The sequence below is a fragment of the Microbacterium sp. 70-16 genome (assembly GCF_001898315.1).
Taxonomy (GTDB): domain Bacteria; phylum Actinomycetota; class Actinomycetes; order Actinomycetales; family Microbacteriaceae; genus Microbacterium.
The window spans coordinates 257,734-276,526 of record NZ_MKTQ01000014.1; the positions used below are offsets into that span (position 1 = coordinate 257,734).

The 18,793-nt window shown below is 69.4% G+C and carries 19 protein-coding genes; 10 read left to right on the forward strand and 9 right to left on the reverse strand.

Features of this window, described 5'->3' with window-relative positions:
- Nucleotides 1-49: 49 nt before the first annotated feature.
- From tatC to lnt, 3 genes are read left to right on the forward strand one after another with little or no spacing between them, the layout of a single operon-like run.
- Nucleotides 50-811, forward strand: coding sequence for a twin-arginine translocase subunit TatC (gene tatC, locus BGO46_RS06220; RefSeq protein ID WP_299985694.1), 762 nt, complete (start codon nucleotides 50-52; stop codon nucleotides 809-811).
- Nucleotides 808-3,279: a DEAD/DEAH box helicase gene (locus tag BGO46_RS06225; protein ID WP_292677052.1), complete on the forward strand. Its 2,472-nt coding sequence runs from the start codon at nucleotides 808-810 to the stop codon at nucleotides 3,277-3,279. Before tatC ends, BGO46_RS06225 begins: the two co-directional genes overlap by 4 nt.
- Nucleotides 3,276-4,883: an apolipoprotein N-acyltransferase gene (gene lnt, locus BGO46_RS06230; protein WP_292677050.1), complete on the forward strand. Its 1,608-nt coding sequence runs from the start codon at nucleotides 3,276-3,278 to the stop codon at nucleotides 4,881-4,883. Before BGO46_RS06225 ends, lnt begins: the two co-directional genes overlap by 4 nt.
- Nucleotides 4,884-4,926: 43 nt before the next feature.
- Here lnt and BGO46_RS06235 read toward each other — a convergent pair whose 3' ends face one another.
- The 4 genes from BGO46_RS06235 to BGO46_RS06250 all read right to left on the reverse strand — a co-directional run bounded on the left by BGO46_RS06235 (nucleotide 4,927) and on the right by BGO46_RS06250 (nucleotide 7,713).
- Complete coding sequence (locus tag BGO46_RS06235) at nucleotides 4,927-5,298, reverse strand: RNA polymerase-binding protein RbpA (RefSeq protein ID WP_292677048.1); 372 nt, start codon at nucleotides 5,296-5,298, stop codon at nucleotides 4,927-4,929.
- 128 nt (nucleotides 5,299-5,426) lie between these two features.
- Nucleotides 5,427-6,203, reverse strand: a complete 777-nt coding sequence (locus BGO46_RS06240) for a glycerophosphodiester phosphodiesterase family protein (RefSeq protein ID WP_292677046.1) — start codon at nucleotides 6,201-6,203, stop codon at nucleotides 5,427-5,429.
- Entirely contained in the window at nucleotides 6,200-7,207 is a 1,008-nt protein-coding gene (locus tag BGO46_RS06245) for an SPFH domain-containing protein (protein ID WP_292677044.1), read from the reverse strand. The genes BGO46_RS06240 and BGO46_RS06245 overlap by 4 nt, the downstream gene beginning before the upstream one ends.
- A complete protein-coding gene (locus BGO46_RS06250; RefSeq protein ID WP_292677042.1) occupies nucleotides 7,207-7,713 on the reverse strand; it encodes an NfeD family protein in 507 nt (168 codons plus the stop codon). Before BGO46_RS06250 ends, BGO46_RS06245 begins: the two co-directional genes overlap by 1 nt.
- A 160-nt stretch (nucleotides 7,714-7,873) precedes the next feature.
- Between BGO46_RS06250 and BGO46_RS06255 the strand changes: the two genes are divergently transcribed.
- Together BGO46_RS06255 and BGO46_RS06260 are read left to right on the forward strand one after the other, a co-directional pair.
- On the forward strand, nucleotides 7,874-8,638 hold the full coding sequence (locus BGO46_RS06255) for an SDR family oxidoreductase (RefSeq protein WP_292677040.1): 765 nt from the start codon (nucleotides 7,874-7,876) through the stop codon (nucleotides 8,636-8,638).
- Between the two features lie 2 nt (nucleotides 8,639-8,640).
- On the forward strand, nucleotides 8,641-10,620 hold the full coding sequence (locus tag BGO46_RS06260; protein WP_292677038.1) for a S9 family peptidase: 1,980 nt from the start codon (nucleotides 8,641-8,643) through the stop codon (nucleotides 10,618-10,620).
- A 78-nt stretch (nucleotides 10,621-10,698) separates the two neighbouring features.
- Here BGO46_RS06260 and BGO46_RS06265 read toward each other — a convergent pair whose 3' ends face one another.
- Both BGO46_RS06265 and BGO46_RS06270 read right to left on the reverse strand, forming a co-directional pair.
- The gene (locus BGO46_RS06265; protein ID WP_292677036.1) at nucleotides 10,699-11,247 is read right to left on the reverse strand and encodes a DUF308 domain-containing protein; all 549 of its coding nucleotides are present in this window, start codon (nucleotides 11,245-11,247) and stop codon (nucleotides 10,699-10,701) included.
- 88 nt (nucleotides 11,248-11,335) lie between these two features.
- Nucleotides 11,336-12,259 (reverse strand): AEC family transporter, encoded by a 924-nt coding sequence (locus BGO46_RS06270; RefSeq protein WP_292677034.1) that lies wholly within the window; start codon nucleotides 12,257-12,259, stop codon nucleotides 11,336-11,338.
- A 75-nt stretch (nucleotides 12,260-12,334) separates the two neighbouring features.
- On the opposite strand from BGO46_RS06270, the gene BGO46_RS06275 reads away from it, so the two are divergent.
- The 4 genes from BGO46_RS06275 to BGO46_RS06290 all read left to right on the forward strand — a co-directional run bounded on the left by BGO46_RS06275 (nucleotide 12,335) and on the right by BGO46_RS06290 (nucleotide 14,415).
- Nucleotides 12,335-12,589 (forward strand): type II toxin-antitoxin system VapB family antitoxin, encoded by a 255-nt coding sequence (locus tag BGO46_RS06275; RefSeq protein ID WP_292677032.1) that lies wholly within the window; start codon nucleotides 12,335-12,337, stop codon nucleotides 12,587-12,589.
- Complete coding sequence (locus tag BGO46_RS06280; protein ID WP_292677030.1) at nucleotides 12,589-12,987, forward strand: type II toxin-antitoxin system VapC family toxin; 399 nt, start codon at nucleotides 12,589-12,591, stop codon at nucleotides 12,985-12,987. Before BGO46_RS06275 ends, BGO46_RS06280 begins: the two co-directional genes overlap by 1 nt.
- 110 nt (nucleotides 12,988-13,097) lie before the next feature.
- Nucleotides 13,098-13,859 (forward strand): methyltransferase domain-containing protein, encoded by a 762-nt coding sequence (locus BGO46_RS06285; RefSeq protein ID WP_292677028.1) that lies wholly within the window; start codon nucleotides 13,098-13,100, stop codon nucleotides 13,857-13,859.
- 85 nt (nucleotides 13,860-13,944) lie between these two features.
- Nucleotides 13,945-14,415 carry a DUF2087 domain-containing protein gene (locus BGO46_RS06290; RefSeq protein ID WP_292677026.1) on the forward strand — a complete coding sequence of 157 codons (471 nt, stop codon included), beginning with the start codon at nucleotides 13,945-13,947 and terminating at the stop codon, nucleotides 14,413-14,415.
- 5 nt (nucleotides 14,416-14,420) lie between these two features.
- Here BGO46_RS06290 and BGO46_RS06295 read toward each other — a convergent pair whose 3' ends face one another.
- Nucleotides 14,421-15,164 (reverse strand): SUMF1/EgtB/PvdO family nonheme iron enzyme, encoded by a 744-nt coding sequence (locus BGO46_RS06295; RefSeq protein WP_292677025.1) that lies wholly within the window; start codon nucleotides 15,162-15,164, stop codon nucleotides 14,421-14,423.
- Nucleotides 15,165-15,330: 166 nt separating this feature from the next.
- Between BGO46_RS06295 and BGO46_RS06300 the strand changes: the two genes are divergently transcribed.
- The gene (locus BGO46_RS06300; protein ID WP_292677194.1) at nucleotides 15,331-16,587 is read left to right on the forward strand and encodes an MFS transporter; all 1,257 of its coding nucleotides are present in this window, start codon (nucleotides 15,331-15,333) and stop codon (nucleotides 16,585-16,587) included.
- 31 nt (nucleotides 16,588-16,618) lie between these two features.
- On the opposite strand, the gene BGO46_RS06305 is transcribed toward BGO46_RS06300, so the two are convergent.
- The gene (locus BGO46_RS06305) at nucleotides 16,619-17,380 is read right to left on the reverse strand and encodes an SGNH/GDSL hydrolase family protein (RefSeq protein WP_292677023.1); all 762 of its coding nucleotides are present in this window, start codon (nucleotides 17,378-17,380) and stop codon (nucleotides 16,619-16,621) included.
- Between the two features lie 45 nt (nucleotides 17,381-17,425).
- Nucleotides 17,426-18,784, reverse strand: coding sequence for an MFS transporter (locus tag BGO46_RS06310; RefSeq protein ID WP_292677021.1), 1,359 nt, complete (start codon nucleotides 18,782-18,784; stop codon nucleotides 17,426-17,428).
- Nucleotides 18,785-18,793: the final 9 nt, after the last annotated feature.

Consider the following 18,793-nt stretch of genomic DNA (forward strand, 5'->3'; position numbering starts at 1 on the left):
CGAACACCCGCCGCTCCCTGCAGGGGAGGCTCCGCGCGGCGACAAGCGGATGTCGCTCGGACAGCACCTGGGTGAACTGCGCCGCCGCGTCATCATCGCGGCGATCGCGCTCGTCGTCGGGATGGTCGTCGCCTACTTCCTGACCGACTGGATCATCGCCGCGATGACCGAGCCGATCCGCATCGTCGCGGAGCGCCGTGGTGACGACCCCGACGCGATCGTGCGGCTCATGTACTCGACGATCACGGGACCGTTCGACATGCGTCTGCGCATCTCGTTCGTCGTCGGCATCATCCTGTCTGCACCCGTGTGGCTCTGGCAGCTGTGGGCGTTCCTCATGCCGGGCCTGACCCGTAAGGAGATCCGCTACACGATCGGGTTCGTCTCGGCGGCCGTTCCGCTCTTCTTCGCCGGGTGTTATGTCGGCTGGTGGATCATGCCGCACATCGTCGAGCTGATGGCGACGTTCTCGGCCGAGGGATCGGTCAACCTGTACGAGGCGAAGTACTACTACGACTTCGTGTTCAAGCTCATCCTCGTCGTCGGCATCTCGTTCGTCGTCCCGGTGTTCCTGGTGGCACTCAACCTCGCCGGCATCATGAGTGGCAAGGCGATCCTGCGCTCGTGGCGGGTCGCCGTGATCATCGCGGTCGCCTTCGCGGGCCTTGCGCCCCCCGCCGCTGAGCTGGTCAGCATGCTGCTGCTCGCAGGCATCCTCATCGTCCTGTTCTTCGCGGCCGCGGGCCTGTCCATGCTGTTCGACTACCGCCGCAGCAAGCGTGCGGCCGCCGAGCTCGGACCGCTCGCGTGAGCGACCCCGCCGCGCGGTACGCGGCCGCGCAGTCGGCGCGCGCGCACCCGATCACCGCCGCGTTCGCGGCCGCGCAGCGCTTCGACCTCGACCCGTTCCAGACCGCCGGATGCCACGCGCTCGAAGACGGTCGCAGCGTGCTCGTGGCCGCCCCCACCGGCGCGGGCAAGACGATTGTGGGCGAGTTCGCGATCCACCTCGCCATGCTCACCGCCGACGAGAAGGCCTTCTACACAACGCCGATGAAGGCGCTGTCGAATCAGAAGTTCCGCGAGCTGCAGGAGGTCTACGGCGAAGACCAGGTCGGCCTGCTCACCGGCGACACCAACATCAACGGCAACGCGCGCGTCGTCGTCATGACGACCGAAGTGCTGCGCAACATGCTGTACGCCGACTCTTCGGCACTGCGGGGTCTGCGTTACGTCGTGATGGACGAGGTGCACTACCTCGCCGACCGGTTCCGCGGCGCCGTGTGGGAAGAGGTCATCATCCACCTGCCGCCGGATGTGCGGCTGATCTCGCTGTCGGCGACGGTCTCCAACGCCGAAGAGTTCGGCGACTGGCTCGACACCGTCCGCGGCGACACCGAGGTCATCGTCTCTGAGACCCGCCCGGTGCCGCTCGAGCAGCACGTCCTCGTGCGCGGCGACCTGCTGCCGCTGTTCGACGACCGTGCCGGCATCGCGACGGCGCAGGTCAATCAAGAGCTCATGCGCATCCGCGGCGGCAGCGGCGCCCGTTACGAGAACAACCGGCAGGCGCAGCAGTCGCGTGCGCACGGTGTGCGGGATGCCGCGCGGCGCCCCCACCGGGGCGGCAGTCGGCCCGTACGGTCGGCGAACATGCAGCGCATCGAGCGGCTCGACCGGCCCCAGGTCGTGGAGCTACTCGAGCGCGCCAACCTGCTGCCGGCGATCTTCTTCATCTTCAGCCGTGCCGGCTGCGACGGGGCGGTGCAGCAGGTGCGCCGTTCGGGCCTGCGCCTGACGACGCGCGAAGAACGCGATGAGATCCGTCAGATCATCGATGAGCGCATGCGCACGATGCCCGACGACGATCTCGACGTGCTGGGCTTCGGCGAGTGGCGCGACAACCTCGAGCGCGGCGTCGCTGCGCACCACGCGGGGCTGCTGCCGGCGTTCAAAGAAGTCGTCGAAGAGCTGTTCCGCCGCAAGCTCGTGAAGGCCGTCTTCGCGACCGAGACGCTCGCACTCGGCATCAACATGCCCGCCCGCACCGTCGTGCTCGAAAAGCTCGAGAAGTTCAACGGCGAGGCGCGTGTCGCGATCACCTCGGGGGAGTACACCCAGCTCACCGGACGGGCCGGGCGTCGCGGCATCGACGTCGAGGGGCACGCCGTCATCCAGTGGACCGAGTCGCTCGATCCGCAGGCGGTCGCTGCTCTGGCATCCCGCCGCACGTATCCGCTGAACTCGAGCTTCCGCCCGACGTACAACATGGCAGTGAACCTCATCGACCAGTTCGGCCGCGAGCGGGCGCGCGAGATCTTGGAGTCGTCGTTCGCGCAGTTCCAGGCCGACCGCGCCGTCGTGGGCCTCGCCCGCGAGGTGAAGGATGCCGAGGAGTCCCTCGCCGGCTACGCGAAGGCGATGGCCTGCGACCGCGGCGACTTCGTCGAGTATGCGGGGCTGCGCGCGGAGCTCAGCGAGGTCGAGAAGCTCAATCGCGCCGACCGCACGGCGCCCGCCCGCATCAGGGCGCAGCGCCAGAACGACATCCAGTCGCTGCGCCGGAGACTGCAGCGCCACGCCTGTCATTCGTGCCCCGACCGTGAGGCTCACGCGCGCTGGGGCGAGCGTTACGCGAAACTGCAGCGGCGCGTCGACAAGGTGCGGCGTCAGATCGAGGCCCGCACGGGGACGGTCGCGCGCGTGTTCGACCGCGTCGTCGACGTGCTCGTGAGCCTGGACTACGTCCGCATCGCGGGCGACGAGACGGCGACACTGACACCGGCCGGCAAGACGATGAAGCGGATCTACGGCGAGCGCGACCTGCTCGTCGCCGAGTCGCTGCGGCAGGGCCTGTGGACGTCGCTGGATGCCCCGGGCCTGGCCGCCCTCGCCTGCTGCCTCGTCTACGAGCCGCGGCGCGATTCGGATGGTCCTGGCGAGCACGGGCTGCCGCGTGGGCCGTTCCGCCAGGCGCTGACGGCGACGCAGGAGCTGTGGGCACGGCTCGACGACCTCGAGCGCGATCACTTCCTTCCCGGAAGCGAGCCCGTCGCGACGGGGCTCGCGACCGCGATGCACTCGTGGGCCCGCGGCGCGACGCTCGATCGTGCACTCGACGAGGCAGATCTCGCCGCGGGCGACTTCGTCCGATGGGCGAAGCAGACGATCGATCTGCTCGATCAGCTGTCGATCGTCGCGGACGGGCCCGTCGCGGTCACCGCGCGCAAGGCACTCGAAGCGGTCCGACGCGGCATCGTCGTGTACGGGTCGCTGTGAGCGCGGCCGCTGTGAACGAGGCCGCTGCGAACGAGGCCCCTGCGAACGAGCCCCGGCCGCTGCTGCCGCTGTGGGGAGCCGTACTCGCCGCAGCCGCGGGCGGGCTGGTGCTCACGCTCGCGTTCCCCGCCGTCTCGTGGTGGCCGGTCGTGTTCGTCGCGGTGCCGCTCGCGCTCGTGAGCCTCATCGGCCGCCGCGCGTGGGGAGCCGTGCTCGTCGGCTTCGTCTTCGGTGCCGCGCTGTTCTTCGTCAACCTGTCGTTCACGGCGCGCTACCTGGGGCCGGTCCCGTGGATCGCCCTGTCGACGCTCGAGGCGCTGCTCACGGCGGCGATGGCGGTGCCGATCACGCTGGCGTACCGCTGGCTGCCGCGCATCGCACCCGGCGCGTGGGGACGCCTGCTCGCATTGCCCGCGCTCGTCGCGGGCCTGTGGGTCTCGCGCGAGGAGCTTCTCGGCACCTTCCCGTACGGCGGGTTCCCTTGGGCGCGACTGGGCGTCACGCAGGCATCCTCGCCCCTCGCCGACGTGGCGTCGTGGACCGGCATGAGCGGGCTCTCGTTCCTGATCGCGTTCGCCTGTGCTGCCGGGCTCGAGTTCGCGCGGCGCCGCCACCGGCGCGACGTGCGCGACCTGCGCGGCGTGATCCCGGCGGTGGCGGCGCTGGCGATCCTGTTCGCCCTGCCGCAGTTCCCGACGACGGATGCCGGGACGATCCGCGTCGGCGCCGTGCAGGGCAACGGTCCGGCGGGCTACTTCGACGAGCGCCAGCCGTACGACGTCCTGCGCGCACAACTTGCCGCGACGGAGCCCATCGAGGACGAGAACCTCGACGTGCTGCTGTGGCCCGAGGGCGGCGTCGACGCCGACCCGACGCAGAACGAGTCGGTCGCACGCACGCTCGATCAGCTCAGCGCCCGCATCGATGCGCCGCTGCTGATCAGCGCCGTCACTCAGCGCGGCGAGGACTACTTCAACTCGTCACTGGTCTGGGAAGCCGGCGCCGAGAACCCGACGCAGACGTACGACAAGCGGCATCCGGTGCCCTTCGGCGAGTACGTTCCCGACCGGTGGCTCTGGCGGCAGTTCGCGCCAGATCTGATCGATCTCATCCAGCGCGAGTACACGCCGGGCACCGCCGTGCCGTTCGTCGACATCAATGGTGTGGGGGTCGGCCTCGCGATCTGCTTCGACGTGATCTACGACGACGTCATCCGCGACGGCGCGCTCGCGGGCGCGCAGGTCTACATGTTCCAGACCAACAACGCCGACTTCCGCGGCACCGACGAGAATCTGCAGCAGCTCGCCTTCGCCCGCATGCGTGCGATCGAGTCGGGGCGCGCCGTGGTGAACCTCTCGACCGTCGGCACAAGCCAGGTCATCGCGCCCGACGGCAGCACGCTCGACACGTTGCCCGCCGATGAGGCCGGTGCGATGGTCACCGACGTGCCGCTGCACACGGGGCTCACACCCGCGATGATCGCGGGCCCGGCCGTACAGACGACGCTGGGGTGGGGGAGTGTGCTCGCCCTCGCCGTGATCGGCCTCCTCACGCGGCGGCGCGGGCGAGTTCCGGGTACGACGAAGACGTCGGCCCCCGAATAGTTCGGGAACCGACGTCCGGGGGATCGTCGACGCGGGTGCGGACTCAGGCCGTGAGGCGAGTGTCGCCGGCGCCACGACGGGCGCGCAGCAGAGCGAGACGCTCTTCGAGGAGTTCCTCGAGCTCGGGAACGGTGCGGCGCTCCAGGAGCATGTCCCAGTGGGTGCGGGCGACCTTGTCGCCGGAGTGGTCGACCTCGACGACGGTGTCGCCGATGCGGCGCACGGCCTCGGCGCCGCACGTGCGGCACTCCCAGGCCTCGGGCACCTCTGCGTCGGCGGCGAATGTCATGGTGGTCTCACGTCCGCACTGCGTGCAGACGTACGTGTGGTTGGCGCGCTCATGGAACACGACGCCTTCTTCGCTCTGTAGGCTGGAAGCGCCGAGTCGGATGCCGCGCAGGCTGCGATCTGCCATTGTGTGGTCCTCTCGTCCGTACAGGTATAACGCGCTCACCTGTGTGCATCATCCGAACGGATGCCGCGTCGCGCCCTTTCACAGCCGATGCTCAGCGCCCGGCCCGGTGTTTCAGGCGGCCCGGTGGTTCAGGATCCGCGGTGCGCGGCGATCGCCGCCAGGGCGAGGTCGGCGCGGTCGGTCACGAGACCGTCGACGCCCAGAGCGAGCAGACGATCCATGTCGGCGCGCTCGTTGATCGTCCACACGTGCACCTCGGTGCCTGCGGCATGCGCTGCGCGCACGAGCCGCGGTGTCACGACACGCAGGGCGCCCGCGCGCTCGGGGATCTGCAGCGCGTCGATACCGCGCAGCGCACGGCGCACCAGCGCGTGCGACCCCGTCGCCACGGCGGCGAGCACGCGTGCGACGGTCGCCTGTCCGGCGGAGGTGGCGGGCGTGCCGCCCGCGGCGTGCGCGGCCTCCATGGCGGCGCGGCGGCGGGCATCCGAGAAGCTCGTCAGCAGCACGCGATCCGCGTTGCGCCCGGCGAGGCGGCCCAGGGGGAGGGCGGCGCCGGCGGCTTTGACATCGAAGTTGAACCTCAGCGTCGGGAACGCGCTCAGCGCTTCCGCAGCCGTGACAAGCTCGCCGCGATCGGCCATGATGTGGCGCAGATCCGCGAGGCGCACGTCGGCGATGGCGCGCGAATCACCCGCGACGCGCGTCAGGTCGTCGTCGTGGAACAGCACCACGACGCCGTCTGCGGTCAGATGACAGTCCGACTCGACGTAGCTCGCCCCCGCGGCATGGGCGGCAGCGAAGGCCGCGAGCGTGTTCTCGACAACGTCGGTCGCTCCGGGTGGGACGAACCCGCGATGCGCCAGCACGCGCGGCGCACGCGCGTGGAACCACGGGTGCGTCACGGCAGCGTCGGGGGTGCCGCCGGCGGTTCCTGCTCTGCCGGCGGGCTCTGGCGCACACGCGTCGCCGGCGGCGCCGTGACCGTCGAAGCCGCGTTCGCTGTGGCACCCGCACCCGCGGCGAACGCCGAGCCGAGGCCCTTCATCGCCTCGGTGAACTCGCTCGGGATGATCCACATCTTGTTCGACGAGCCTTCACTGATCTTCGGCAGCGTCTGCAGGTACTGGTAGGCGAGCAGCTTGTCGTCGGGGCGGCCCTGATGGATCGCCTCGAACACGTTCTGGATCGCGGCAGCCTCACCCTCGGCACGCAGGATCGCGGCCTGCTTCTCACCCTCGGCGCGCAGGATGTCGGCCTGGCGGCGCCCCTCGGCCTCGAGGATCTGCGACTGCTTCGAGCCCTCGGCGGTCAGGATCGTCGCACGACGCTCGCGCTCGGCGCGCATCTGCTTCTCCATCGAGTCCTGGATAGAGTGCGGCGGATCGATCGCCTTGAGCTCGACCCGCGAGACGCGCAGGCCCCACTTGCCGGTCGCCTCATCGAGCACGACCCGCAGCTGTCCGTTGATCTCGTCGCGGCTCGTGAGGGCCTCTTCGAGGTTGAGGCCGCCGACCACGTTGCGCAGCGTCGTCGTGGTCAGCTGCTCGACGGCACCGAGGTAGTTGGCGATCTCGTAGGTTGCGGCACGGGCATCCGTCACCTGGAAGTACACGACGGTGTCGATCGACACGACGAGGTTGTCTTCGGTGATCACCGGCTGCGGCGGGAAGGACACGACCTGCTCGCGCATGTCGACGAGCGGGCGCAGCCGGTCGATGAACGGCACGAGCAGGTTCAGGCCGGGGGAGAGGGTGCGCTGGTAGCGGCCGAGTCGCTCGACGATGCCTGCGTACGCCTGCGGAATGATCCGGATCGAGCGGAAGATCACGACGATCACGAAGATCGCGATGACGATGAGCAGGATGATCACGAAGATCTGTCCCGCGAAGGCTCCGATGTCGACCATCAGTCGGTGCTCCTGTCGGTGGATGCGTCGGGTGTGTCGGCTGCGGCAGCCGGTTCGTGGATGACTTCGACCATCGCTCCGCGCACGGCGGTGACCACAACGCGGTCGCCGACGGCGAGGTCGTCGCTGCCTGGCGAACGGGTCACCGACCAGAGCTCGCCGTTGTCGAGGCGCACCGAGGCGACGTCGTCGGTGAACGGCGCGATCAGGCGCCCGCCGAGGCCGTAAATGGCATCGACATTGGTCGGGTGCAGCGCGCTCGAGCGGTGCAGGGCACGCAGCAGCAGCGGGCGGATCGTGAACAGCAGCAGAGCTGAGACGGATGCCGCTGCCAGCACCTGCAGCCACCACACGCCGCCGAGCAGGTTCACGCCGAGGCCGCCGATGAGGGTGCCGGCGGCGAGCATGAGGAAGGTGAACTCGAGGGTCAGCAGCTCGATGATCACGAACAGCAACGCCAGAACCAGCCATGCGATCCACATGTACTGGGTCAGATCCGGCAACATCTTGACGCTCCTTCGGCGCTTCTTTCTGCACCCTAACACCGCGGTGCGCGCGTGCCGGGCTGGCGGCGCCGTGGTTGCCATGTCGGCGGCGCCCTGGTTGATAGTGTCGATGCGTCGCCCGGATGCCCCGGGAACCCCCTCACGCACTGCAGGAGTACCCATGTCTCAGCCCCTCGCCGCCGGCTCGCTCACCGGAAAGACCGCCCTCGTCACGGGCTCGTCGCGGGGCGTGGGCGCCGACACGGTGACCTACCTCGCGCAGGCGGGCGCGAACGTCGTCATCAACTTCCGCAACAAGGCCCCGCGGGCAGAGAAGCTCGCCGCACAGTTGCGCGAACTGGGTGTCGAAGCGCTCGTCGTCGGCGCCGATCTCACCGACCCGGCATCCGTCGCCGACATGATGACGCAGATCCACGACACGTTCGGCGGGCTCGACCTTCTGGTACTCAACGCCTCGGGTGGCATGGAGAGCGGCATGGCCGAGGACTACGCGCTCGTCCTCAACCGCGACGCGCAGTTGAATGTGCTCGATGCCGCGCTGCCGCTGCTCGGTGACGGGTCGCGTGTCGTGTTCGTCACGAGCCACCAGGCCCACTTCATCCGCACGACGCCGACGATGCCCGAGTACGAGCCCGTCGCGCTCTCCAAGCGCGCCGGCGAAGACGCACTGCGCGAGCGGATCCCCGCCCTCACTGAAAAGGGCATCGAGTTCGTGGTCGTCTCGGGCGACATGATCGAGGGCACGATCACGGCGACGCTGCTCGAGCGCGCCAACCCCGGTGCGATCGCACAGCGCCGCGAGTCGGCCGGCAAGCTCTACAACGTCGCCGAGTTCGCCGCCGAAGTCGCCCTCGCCGCCGTCGATCCGGTCCCGAGCGACAACACGCGCCTGGTCGGAGATGTGAGCTCGTTCGGAGGGGAGTGAGCGTGCGCGCCGTCGACATCGAGAAGCTCGTCGCCGTCGGCCGGCCCACGATCGCGCCCGACGGTTCTTTCGCAGTGTTCGCGACATCTCGTCCCGACATCGCGGCGAATCGCAACGTAGGACAGCTGTGGCGCGTCGAACTGGACGGCGGTGCTCTGCGCCGCGTGACCCGCGGTATCGCGGACCGACAGCCTGCGCTGTCTCCGGACGGGTCGCTGGTGGCGTTCGTGCGAGCGGATGCCACCGGTGCAGGCCAGATCTTCGTCGTGCGCGCGACCGGTGGTGAGCCGGTGCAGGCGACGGCAGCGCAGGGTGGCGTGGGTGAGTTCGCCTGGTCACCGGACGGCACGCAGCTCGCGTTCACCTCCCGTGTCGCCGAGGCGGGCCGCTACGGCACGGTCGAGAAGCTGGATGCCGCGAGCGAATCGCCGCGTCGTGTCACGGGCATCCGCTGGCACGCGAACGGACTCGGCTACGTGGCCGACCGCCCGTCGCACGTGTTCATCGTCGCCGTGCCCGATGTCGACGCCGAGCCGTTCTACGACGCCGCTCCCGTGGTCCGTCCCGAAGGCGAGCAGGCACCCGCGCCCCGGGTCGTCACCGCCGAGGCCCGCGCCTTGACGAGCGGTCCCGTCTCGCATCATGGTGTGACCTTCACCGCCGACGGTTCCGAGATCCTCACGGTGCTCGATGAGATCGAGGATGCCCGGCGCGACCTGCGCACGCCGCTGATCGCGGTGGCCGTCGACGGATCGGGGTCTCGCGACCTGATCGCTCGCGACGCTGACCTGTCGATCGGCGATGTGGCCATCGCCGCCGACGGCACGATCGCGGTCCTCGCCGACGGCGTCGGGTCAGGCGGTGTCGACTTCATCGCTCCCGGCGTCGCACTGTACCTGCTCGAAGAAGACGGACTGCGTGCCCTCACCGACCCCGAGACCGTCGACCTCGGCGAGGGCGGCTCGCACATCGGCGTCATCGGCGACGACTTCCTCGTGCAGAACCGGTCGCGTGGCACGGTGTCGCTGCTGCGCGTGACCCGTTCCGGTGACGTGAGCGCCGTCCTCGACGGACTCGTCGAGGTGAACGGACACGCGTCGGCGGGGGAGCGGATCGTGGCATCCGTCGCGACACCCGTCTCGTTCGGCGACCTGGTGCTCGCCGGTACCGGTGCGCTCACCGACTTCGCTGCACCCCTGCGCGAAACCGGCATCGTCGTGCCGGAGGAGCGTGAGATCACCGGCCGCGACGGCTACCCGATCCACGGGTGGGTGGCGACACCAGCAGGGGAGGGGCCGTTCCCCGTCATCCTGCAGATCCACGGCGGGCCATATGCCAGCTACGGCATACATGTGTTCGACGAGACGCAGGTGCTCGTTGACGCCGGCTACGCGGTCGTGTACTGCAATCCGCGGGGGAGTGCCGGGTACGGACGTGCGCACGGCCGCAGCATCCGGGGTGCGATGGGCACGGTCGACTTCCACGATGTCATGGACTTCCTGGGCGGCGCCCTCGCCGGCGACGCCCGGCTCGACCCCGAACGGGTCGGCATCATGGGCGGCTCGTACGGCGGGTACCTCACGGCGTGGACGATCGCGCACGAGCACCGCTTCGCCGCGGCGATCGTCGAGCGGGGGTTCCTCGACCCGGTGACGTTCCAGGGTACGAGTGACATCGGCTCGTTCTTCGGCGACGAATATGTGGGCACAGATCCCGCCCTGATGGCCGCACAGAGCCCCATGGCCGTCGTCGGCCAGGTGCGTACGCCGACACTCGTGCTGCACTCGGAGCTCGATTTCCGTTGCCCGCTCGAGCAGGCGACGCGCTACTACACGGCGCTGAAGCGTCAGGGGACCGAGGCCGAGATGCTGATCTTCCCGGGCGAAGACCACGAGCTCACTCGATCGGGGCGACCGCGGCACCGCGTCGAGCGGTTCGAGGCGGTGCTGGAGTGGTGGCAGCGTCATCTGCCGGTCGGCTGATCGGCGGCACTTTCGGCCGTCAGGCATGAAGAAGCGCCCCGAGGCATCCTGTGCCGCGGAGCGCTTCTTCTGTGTGTCTTACTTGCCGAACGAGAAGGCGCGGAAGATCTGGATGACACCCAGCACGATGGCCGAGATGCCCAGCAGCCACCACAGCGTCACCGCACCCATGATGGGCGAGAACAGCAGGACGATACCGGCGATGATCGAGATGATCGCGAAGAAGAGCGTCCAGCCCTTCGACGGGGCGAGGCTGAGCGTGCTGAGCGAAACGACGCCCTCGATGATCCACATGACTCCCACGAGGATGCCGAGGAAGGCGGCCAGCCACACCGTCGTCGCGCCCAGGTTCATGAACGCGACGATGCCGGCGATCACGAAGAGCACGCCGAGCAGGATGTGTCCGAGACGCGACCAGCCGCCGCGACCGGCCGTGAAGATGCCGAGGCCGGCGTAGATGAGCCCGGCGACGATGGCGTAGATGGCGATGATGGCCGTGACGACCATCGCCGTCTTGCCCGGCCAGACGAGGATGAGGATACCGAGGATGACCGACAGCACGCCGCCCAGACCGAGTGCGGTCCGGATGCCGTTCTTGGCAGCCCCTTCGAGTGAATCGGTGGTCATGAGAAGCCCTTTCTGGAAGTCTCCTGTGAAGGAGCTGACCTCAGGCTAGCGCTGTGTTCGCCCGATCCGGGGGATTTCCGCCGATCGTTCACCCGCCGAGCAGGAGAGTGATCGCGATCAGCACCGGAACGCAGCCGACGGTCGTCAGGAACACCGAGTCGCGGGCGATCGTCTCGCCGACGTCGAACCGCTGCGCATAGTTGAAGACGTTCTGCGCCGTGGGCAGCGCCGCCAACACCGTCACGATCAGCACTCCCTGCGCGTCGAGGTGGAAGACGAACGCGGCGGTCGCCCAGGCGACGAGCGGCATCGCGATGAGCTTGAGCGCGGACGCGAACAGGATGTCGCGGCGCCGGCCGGATGCCCCGAGCACACGCTGACCGTGCAACGAGATCCCGTAGCTGATCAGCAGCACCGGCACGCACGCGTTGGCGATGAGCTGCAGCGGCTCGATCACGATGGGCGGCATCTGCCATCCGGTGAGGGCGACAACAACGCCGAGTGCCGAGCCGAGCACGATCGGGTTGGTGACGGTGCGCCGCAGGATTGGGAAGGCGCTGCGCTGCCCGGCGGTCACGGACTCGAAGATAGCCATCGACACCGGCGTGAAGGCGAGCAGCTGCAGCAGGATCACGGGGGCGGGATACGCCGCGCTGCCGAGCAGATACAACGACAGCGGGATGCCGATGTTGTTGGAGTTGACCTGCCCGGCCGAGAGTGTTCCGACGAGCGTCTCCGCGACATCGCGGTGCCATACGAACCGCGCGACGAACGCGTAGATCGCGAAGATCACGAGGGCGGCGATCGCCGACACAGGAAGCAGCGCCGAGAACAGCGTGTGGACGTCAGCCTGCGCGAGCACGACGAACAGCAGGAACGGCGAGAGCACGAAGAACGTCAGCCGACTCAGCACATGGCGTGCGTGGGGTCCGAGCAGATCTATGCGCCCGAGGATGTAGCCGACGACGATGGCGACACCGACCACGACGAACCCGGTGAGTGTCTCCAGCATTATTCGAGCCTACGGCCCGCTTGGCGTTTCTTCCTGCTCTTCCTCCTTTCTTCCTAGCCGGGTAGACTCGTCCGCATGGCGCTCAATATCAAGGACCCGGAGACCGACCGCATCGCGCGCGAACTTTCGGCTGCAACGGGGGAGTCCATCACCGTCGCGGTGCGCATCGCGATGGAAGAGCGCCTGCGGCGCGTACGAGCCAGTGGCGCCGAGGCGGCGATGCGCGCCGAGATCGACGGGATCATCGCACGTGGGCGTGCACGGGCTGTCGTCGACGAGCGCGAGCCGGACGACATCGTCGGCTATGACGAGAATGGGCTGCCCGCCTGATGGCCATCGTCGTCGACAGTTCAGCCATCGCCGCGATCGTCTTCGGTGAGGCCGACGCGCCGGCGCTGTCTGCCGTCATGCGTGCGCACGCAGGAGCAGTTCAGGTGAGTGCCGCCACGGTGCTCGAGGCGAGGATGGTCGTGCAGGCTCGTCAGGGCGATGCCGCAACGACCGATCTCGATCGACTGCTGCACAGCGTGGATGCCGAGGTGGTGGCATTCGACGATCGTCAGTCGGCGCTGGCGTTCGCCGCATGGCGACGATTCGGTCGCGGCCGTCACGCGGCATCCCTGGACTTCGGTGACTGCATCTCCTACGCACTGGCGAAGAGCGTGGACGTGCCACTGCTGTACAAGGGCGACGATTTCGCGCAGACCGACGTCTCGTCGGCGCTGTAACGCCGTTCGGCATAACGCCGATAATGCACATTATGTCAGCTCACGTCGAGAACACCTCCTCTGCGGGACGGCCGGTGTCGTGACGCTGCGTGCGACGTAGACTGCGCGCCATGTCGTTCGACGTCGCCGCGGAGGCGTACGACACCTTCATGGGCCGGTTCTCGGTGCCGCTCGCTGTGCTGCTGGCGGACTTGGCCGGCGTCGCGCCGCCGGGTCGAGCGCTCGATGTCGGCTGCGGCACGGGCGCGTTGACGCGCGAACTCGTGGCGCGCCTCGGCGCGGGCGGCGTGGCCGCTGTCGATCCGTCCGATTCCTTCGTGTCCGCGGTGCGCGAGCGCTTCACGGGCGTCGATGTGCGCCACGCGTCCGCTGAGTCGCTGCCCTACCCCGACGATGCCTTCGACGTGACGCTCGCCGAACTGGTCGTGCACTTTATGACGGATGCCGCGGCCGGTGTCCGCGAAATGGTGCGCGTGACGCGCCCAGGCGGTGTGGTCGCGGCGTGCGTGTGGGACTTCGCGGGCGGCCGCGCGCCGCAGACTGGCTTCTTCCGCGCATTCGCGGCCGTGCATCCCGATGTCGAAGACGAGACCGAGCGGGTCGGCAGTCGCCGGGGCGAGCTCGACGCGCTGCTGCGGAGAGCCGGATGCCGCGATATCGCCGCAACGGAACTGTCGGTTCAGGTTGCGTTCCCGACGTTCGACGAGTGGTGGGAGCCGTACACGCACGGCGTCGCTCCTGCCGGCCGCCAGCTCGCCGCGCTCTCCCCCGCTGACCGCGAACGCGTCAGTCAGCGCGCACGGTCTGATCTCGGCGCCGGCCCGATTCACATTGCGGCGACAGCATGGGCCGCACACGGCAGTTGCCCGTGATCAGCGCGCGACCGTCCATACTCGGAGACACCGGCGCTACCGTGGGTGGGTGACGAGTAGTGAACCGGAACGTTGGCGGGGCGTTGTGGCTGCGCTGCTCAACGATGACCTCCGTGCCGTGCTGGCCGAGACGGTGCCAGATGCCCCGCTGACGCCCGCGCGCCGCGAACGCGCGGTGGCGCGGCTCGAGCAGCTGGGGCTCGTCCGCACAGAGCAGGATGCCGTCGTCTTCGACAGCGACGCCGTGCGAGCCCTGCTCACGCCCAAGCCGCGACCGGCCGGGCCGGAGCGCTTCCTCGACCGCGAAGGACGCATCGACCGCTACCCACTCAGGGACGACGATCGCCGCGGCCTGCTCGAATGGGTGGCCGAGCGCGCCTTCTCCCCCGACGACATGCTCACCGAAGCCGACGTGAACACCCGACTCGAGCCGTATGCACCCGGCGGCGACGTCGCCGTCCTCCGGCGGTACCTGGTCGATCACGAGCTGCTCGAGCGCACACGCTCGGGCTCCGAGTATGCACCGGTTCCGCCGACGGCCACCGAGCCTCGGTAGCGGCCTCAGCGCAACGGCGTCCATCCGCTCGGCAACGGACCGTCGCCGAGTGCGCGCTCGCGGTCGACGGCGGCCGACCAGCCCTGCGCCTCGTCCACGGCATCGAACCCACCGCGGGCCAGCCGCAGGCCGACGTCCTCGTGGTGCATGCGCGGTGCTCCCCCGCGCCGCGTGCCCGCCCGCGCGCTCCACGCGTCGTCAGCGAATCCGCCGCCTCGGAACACCCGGTAGTCCGCATACCGACCAGGATCGAGCAGATCCCAGCACCACTCCCACACGTTCCCGAGGGTGTCGAACAGACCGTTGAGGTTCGGCAGCTTGCCGCCGACATCCTGCGGATGCCCCACGCCGTCGGCGGCCGTCCAGGCGATCTCGGCGAGTGGACCATAGTGCGCCCCGGTCGATCCGGCGCGGCACGCGTACTCCCACTCCGCCTCGGTCGGCAGGCGGAACCCGTCGGCATCCACGTGCCACGTCACGTCCTCGCCGTCGAACGAGTACGCCGGGTCGAGTCCCTCCCACTCGGAGGCCGCGTTGCACAGACGCACCGCGCGCAGCCAGCTCACGTCGGCGACGGGACGGCGCGGATGCCGCGCCGACTCCCCCAGCATTTCGGCAGCCTGCTCCTGCATCACCGCGAAGGTGCCGATCTCGAACGGTTCGAGCTCGACCGTCCGACGCAGCTTGCGGCGAGCATCGTGCAGCGTCACCGCACCAGCGGGAAGCGTCACCATCTCGAAATCGCGCACCCGAGAACCCTCCCACACTCGCGCCCACGCGCTGGCGCAGCTGCGGGACATAGCGCCTCGTAGACGCGAGTAGCGTAGGAGGGTGAGCGTGAATCGGGTCCCTGTCGTCAGCTCCGGACCCGGATGGCGCGGCTGGCTCATCTGGACGGTCGGCGTCATCGCGTACATGCTCGCCGTCGTCAACCGCAGCTCGCTGTCTGCCGTGGGGGTGGATGCCGCCGACCGGTTCAACGCCGACGCCGCGACCCTCTCGATGTTCGCCGTCGTGCAGCTCGCGGTGTACGGCGGCATGCAGATCCCGGTGGGCCTGCTACTGGATCGCTACGGCGCGCGCCCGATCATGACGGTCGGCATGCTGCTGATGGCCGTCGGGCAGCTGACGATGGCCGTCTCCCCCAGTGTCGGCGTCGCGATCCTTGCCCGCGCGCTGCTGGGTGCCGGCGACGCGGCGATCTTCCCCGCCGTCCTGCGCCTGGTCGCCACGTGGTTCCCCGCTCAGCGCGGCCCCGTCATGAGTCAGATGACGGGCCTCGTGGGCCAAGCGGGGCAACTGCTGTCGCTCGCGCCGCTTGCGGCGCTCCTGCACGCGACGACCTGGTCGATCACGTTCGGGTCGATTGCGGGGCTGTGCGTGCTGTTCGCGATCCTCGTCGCGCTCGTCATCCGCAACCACCCGCCCGAGCGCGACGCCGACGTCACCGTCAACACCGACACGGGCGTGATCCGCGTCGTGCAGTCGTCGATGGACACCGGCGTCGGCATCCGCGCCGCCTGGGCGCACCCGGGCACGCGCCTGGCGTTCTGGTCGCACTTCACGGCGCCGTTCGCCGGCACCGCGTTCATCTTGCTGTGGGGCGTGCCGTTCCTCACCGCCGGTGAAGGGCTCAGCCGCGCAGACGCGACGGCCGTCACCTCGGTATATGTCGCGATCGGCATGCTTCTCGGCCCCGTCATGGGCGCTTTGTCGCAGCGGATCCCGAACCGCCGCTCGCGCGTCCTGGTGCTGCCCGCGGTCGCGACACAGGTGATCGCCTGGACGGTCGTGATCCTCTGGCCGGGCCCCGCTCCGGTGTGGCTCATGTACGTGCTCGCCTTCGCGCTCGCGATGGGCGGGCCCGCGTCGATGATCGCCTTCGACCACGCGCGCACCCACAATCCCGCGCACCGCCTCAGCACCGCAACAGGCATCACGAACGTGGGCGGATTCCTCGCGGCGCTCATCGCGATCTTCCTGATCGGGCTCGCCCTCGACCTGCAGGGCGCCGGCACTCCCGCGACCTACCGGCTCGACGCGTTCCGCCTCGCGTTCCTCACGCAGTTCCCGCTGTGGATCGCCGGGTGGGTCTTCATCGTGATCGAACGCCGCAAGACCCGCGTGCACGTCGGCATGGATCAGCCGCGCAAGCCCCGTCGCACCCACTGACGGCGCCAGGCCGGTCCCAGGCCGGCGCGCGTCAGCGCGGCTCGACCGCGATCCACCCGCCGCCGAACTTCGGCTCCCGCCCGTCGCCGGACGACGTGCCGGTGAGCCGCCGCTTGACCCACGGTCCGAGGTGCTCGCGCAGGTAGTCGCGCCGGCCGAGTGCTGTGGCATCCGGCAGTTCCGGCTGTGACCACCACCCGTCGGGCACCCGCTCCCCCAGCGCGTCGAGGACCCGCGCGGCGACGCGGTGGTGCCCACGGCTGTTCATGTGCAGGCGGTCCTCTGACCAGAACGAGGGGTCCGACAGCTCGGCATCCGGCCAGTTCAGCGCGCGCACGACATCGGCGCGCCCGTCCATCCGCTGCACGACCGCCTCCGACATCAGATCGCCGCGGCGCTGGATCACACGGGCCAGCGGCAGCTGCGCCGACGGGTTCGCGCCCGACAGCAGGATCAGCCGCACGCCCTCCTCGTCGCAGCGGCGCAGCACCTGGCTGAAGGCATCGGCGATGTGCGAGATCGACGTGCGCGGCCGCAGCATGTCGTTGCCGCCGCCGTTGAAGGACAGGTGCGTGGGCTTCAGGGCGAGCGCGGGTTCGAGCTGCTGCTCGACGATCGACCAGACGAGCTTGCCGCGGATCGCGAGGTTCGCGTACTCGATCGACTCGCCGCGCGAATCGGCCCAGCCCTGAGCCACGAGGTCGGCCCAGCCCCGCACGTGTCCGTCGGGGAGCTCATCCCCGACACCCTCGGTAAACGAGTCGCCGATGGCGACGAAACGAATGGATGCCACCAGAAGAGCCTACGACCGTAAAACCATTGCGCCGGTCGGCACCGATCAGCGGTCGTCGAGCGCCGCACCGCGCCGATCCGCCAGTGCCCAGGCTGCCGCCGCCGCGAGGACGAAGAACCCGGCGAACACCGTGAACAGCAGGGGTGCACCACCGAGGTCCAGCAGCGGCGGGACGCTCAACGGCGCGATGATCGACGCGATGCGTCCGACACCGGCGGCCCAGCCCGCTCCCGTCGCGCGCAGCGAAGTCGGGTACGTCTCGGGCGTCACGGCGTACAGCGCACCCCACGCCCCCAGGTTGAAGAACGACAGCGCCATTCCTGCCGCGATGATGCCCCCGGCACCGGTTGCCGTGCCGAACAGCACCGCCGACACGGCCGATCCGACCAGGAACACCGACAGCGTCGTGCGTCGCCCCCACACCTCGATGAGCCACGCCGCGACGGCGTATCCGGGCAGTTGCGCGAGGGTGATGAGGAGCGTGAACCCGAACGAGCGGACGAGGTCGTAGCCCTGCGAGAACAGGATCGTCGGGATCCAGATGAAGGCCCCGTAGTAGGCGAAGTTGACGCAGAACCACACGATCCACAGCGCCAGCGTGCGCATGCGGAACTCGCCCGAGAACAGGTTCGCCACGCGACCACCGGCAACGCGGACCGGCGCCGTCGACATCGTGACCGGTGCCGCGCGTCGACGCTGCGCATCGCTGACCGCCGCCGAAGCCTCGAACTGCGCGACGACCACCTCGGCCTCCGCGCGACGCCCGCGGCGCTCGAGCCAGCGCGCCGACTCGGGCAGGCCCCAGCGCACGATCAGCGCGTACGCGGCGGGGATGGCACCGAGCGCGAATGCCCAGCGCCAACCGTCGTCGAGGTTCGGGATGACGAAGTAGCCGATCAGTGCCGCGGCCGTCCACCCGACCGCCCAGAAGGCCTCGAGGATCACGATCACACGCCCTCGGATACGCGCCGGGGCGAACTCGCTCACGTACGTGCTCGCGACGGGCAGTTCCGCGCCGAGGCCGAGCCCCACGATGATTCGCAGCACGATGAGCGCGGCGAGTCCTCCGACGAGGGCGCTCGCGCCGGTTGCGAGCCCGTACACGAGCAGCGTCACGGCAAATACTGACCGGCGTCCGAACCGGTCAGCGAGAAGTCCGCCCAGGCTCGCCCCGATCGCCATGCCGATGAAGCCCGCCGACGCGAGCCACGAGGCCTGCTCCCCCGTCAGTGACCACTCGGCGACGAGCGCCGCGAGGACGAACGAGACGAGGCCGACGTCCATGGCATCCAGTGCCCAGCCGAGCCCCGACCCGGTGAGCACCTTCAGGTGCGCGCGCGTGAACGGTAGTGCGTCCAGTCGGCCTGCGACAGTGGATTCGGTGCGTTCGGGGGCATCCGTCATGGATGCATG

What these genes read in the sequence shown, in the direction of transcription:
- tatC (WP_299985694.1), top strand. Translation starts at nt 50, where the DNA reads ATGTCGCTCGGACAGCACCTGGGTGAACTGCGCCGCCGCGTCATCATC.
- BGO46_RS06235 (WP_292677048.1), bottom strand. Translation starts at nt 5,298, where the DNA reads ATGGCAGATCGCAGCCTGCGCGGCATCCGACTCGGCGCTTCCAGCCTA.
- BGO46_RS06245 (WP_292677044.1), bottom strand. Translation starts at nt 7,207, where the DNA reads ATGGTCGACATCGGAGCCTTCGCGGGACAGATCTTCGTGATCATCCTG.
- BGO46_RS06250 (WP_292677042.1), bottom strand. Translation starts at nt 7,713, where the DNA reads ATGTTGCCGGATCTGACCCAGTACATGTGGATCGCATGGCTGGTTCTG.
- BGO46_RS06255 (WP_292677040.1), top strand. Translation starts at nt 7,874, where the DNA reads ATGTCTCAGCCCCTCGCCGCCGGCTCGCTCACCGGAAAGACCGCCCTC.
- BGO46_RS06265 (WP_292677036.1), bottom strand. Translation starts at nt 11,247, where the DNA reads ATGACCACCGATTCACTCGAAGGGGCTGCCAAGAACGGCATCCGGACC.
- BGO46_RS06270 (WP_292677034.1), bottom strand. Translation starts at nt 12,259, where the DNA reads ATGCTGGAGACACTCACCGGGTTCGTCGTGGTCGGTGTCGCCATCGTC.
- BGO46_RS06275 (WP_292677032.1), top strand. Translation starts at nt 12,335, where the DNA reads ATGGCGCTCAATATCAAGGACCCGGAGACCGACCGCATCGCGCGCGAA.
- BGO46_RS06280 (WP_292677030.1), top strand. Translation starts at nt 12,589, where the DNA reads ATGGCCATCGTCGTCGACAGTTCAGCCATCGCCGCGATCGTCTTCGGT.
- BGO46_RS06285 (WP_292677028.1), top strand. Translation starts at nt 13,098, where the DNA reads ATGTCGTTCGACGTCGCCGCGGAGGCGTACGACACCTTCATGGGCCGG.
- BGO46_RS06300 (WP_292677194.1), top strand. Translation starts at nt 15,331, where the DNA reads ATGCTCGCCGTCGTCAACCGCAGCTCGCTGTCTGCCGTGGGGGTGGAT.
- BGO46_RS06310 (WP_292677021.1), bottom strand. Translation starts at nt 18,784, where the DNA reads ATGACGGATGCCCCCGAACGCACCGAATCCACTGTCGCAGGCCGACTG.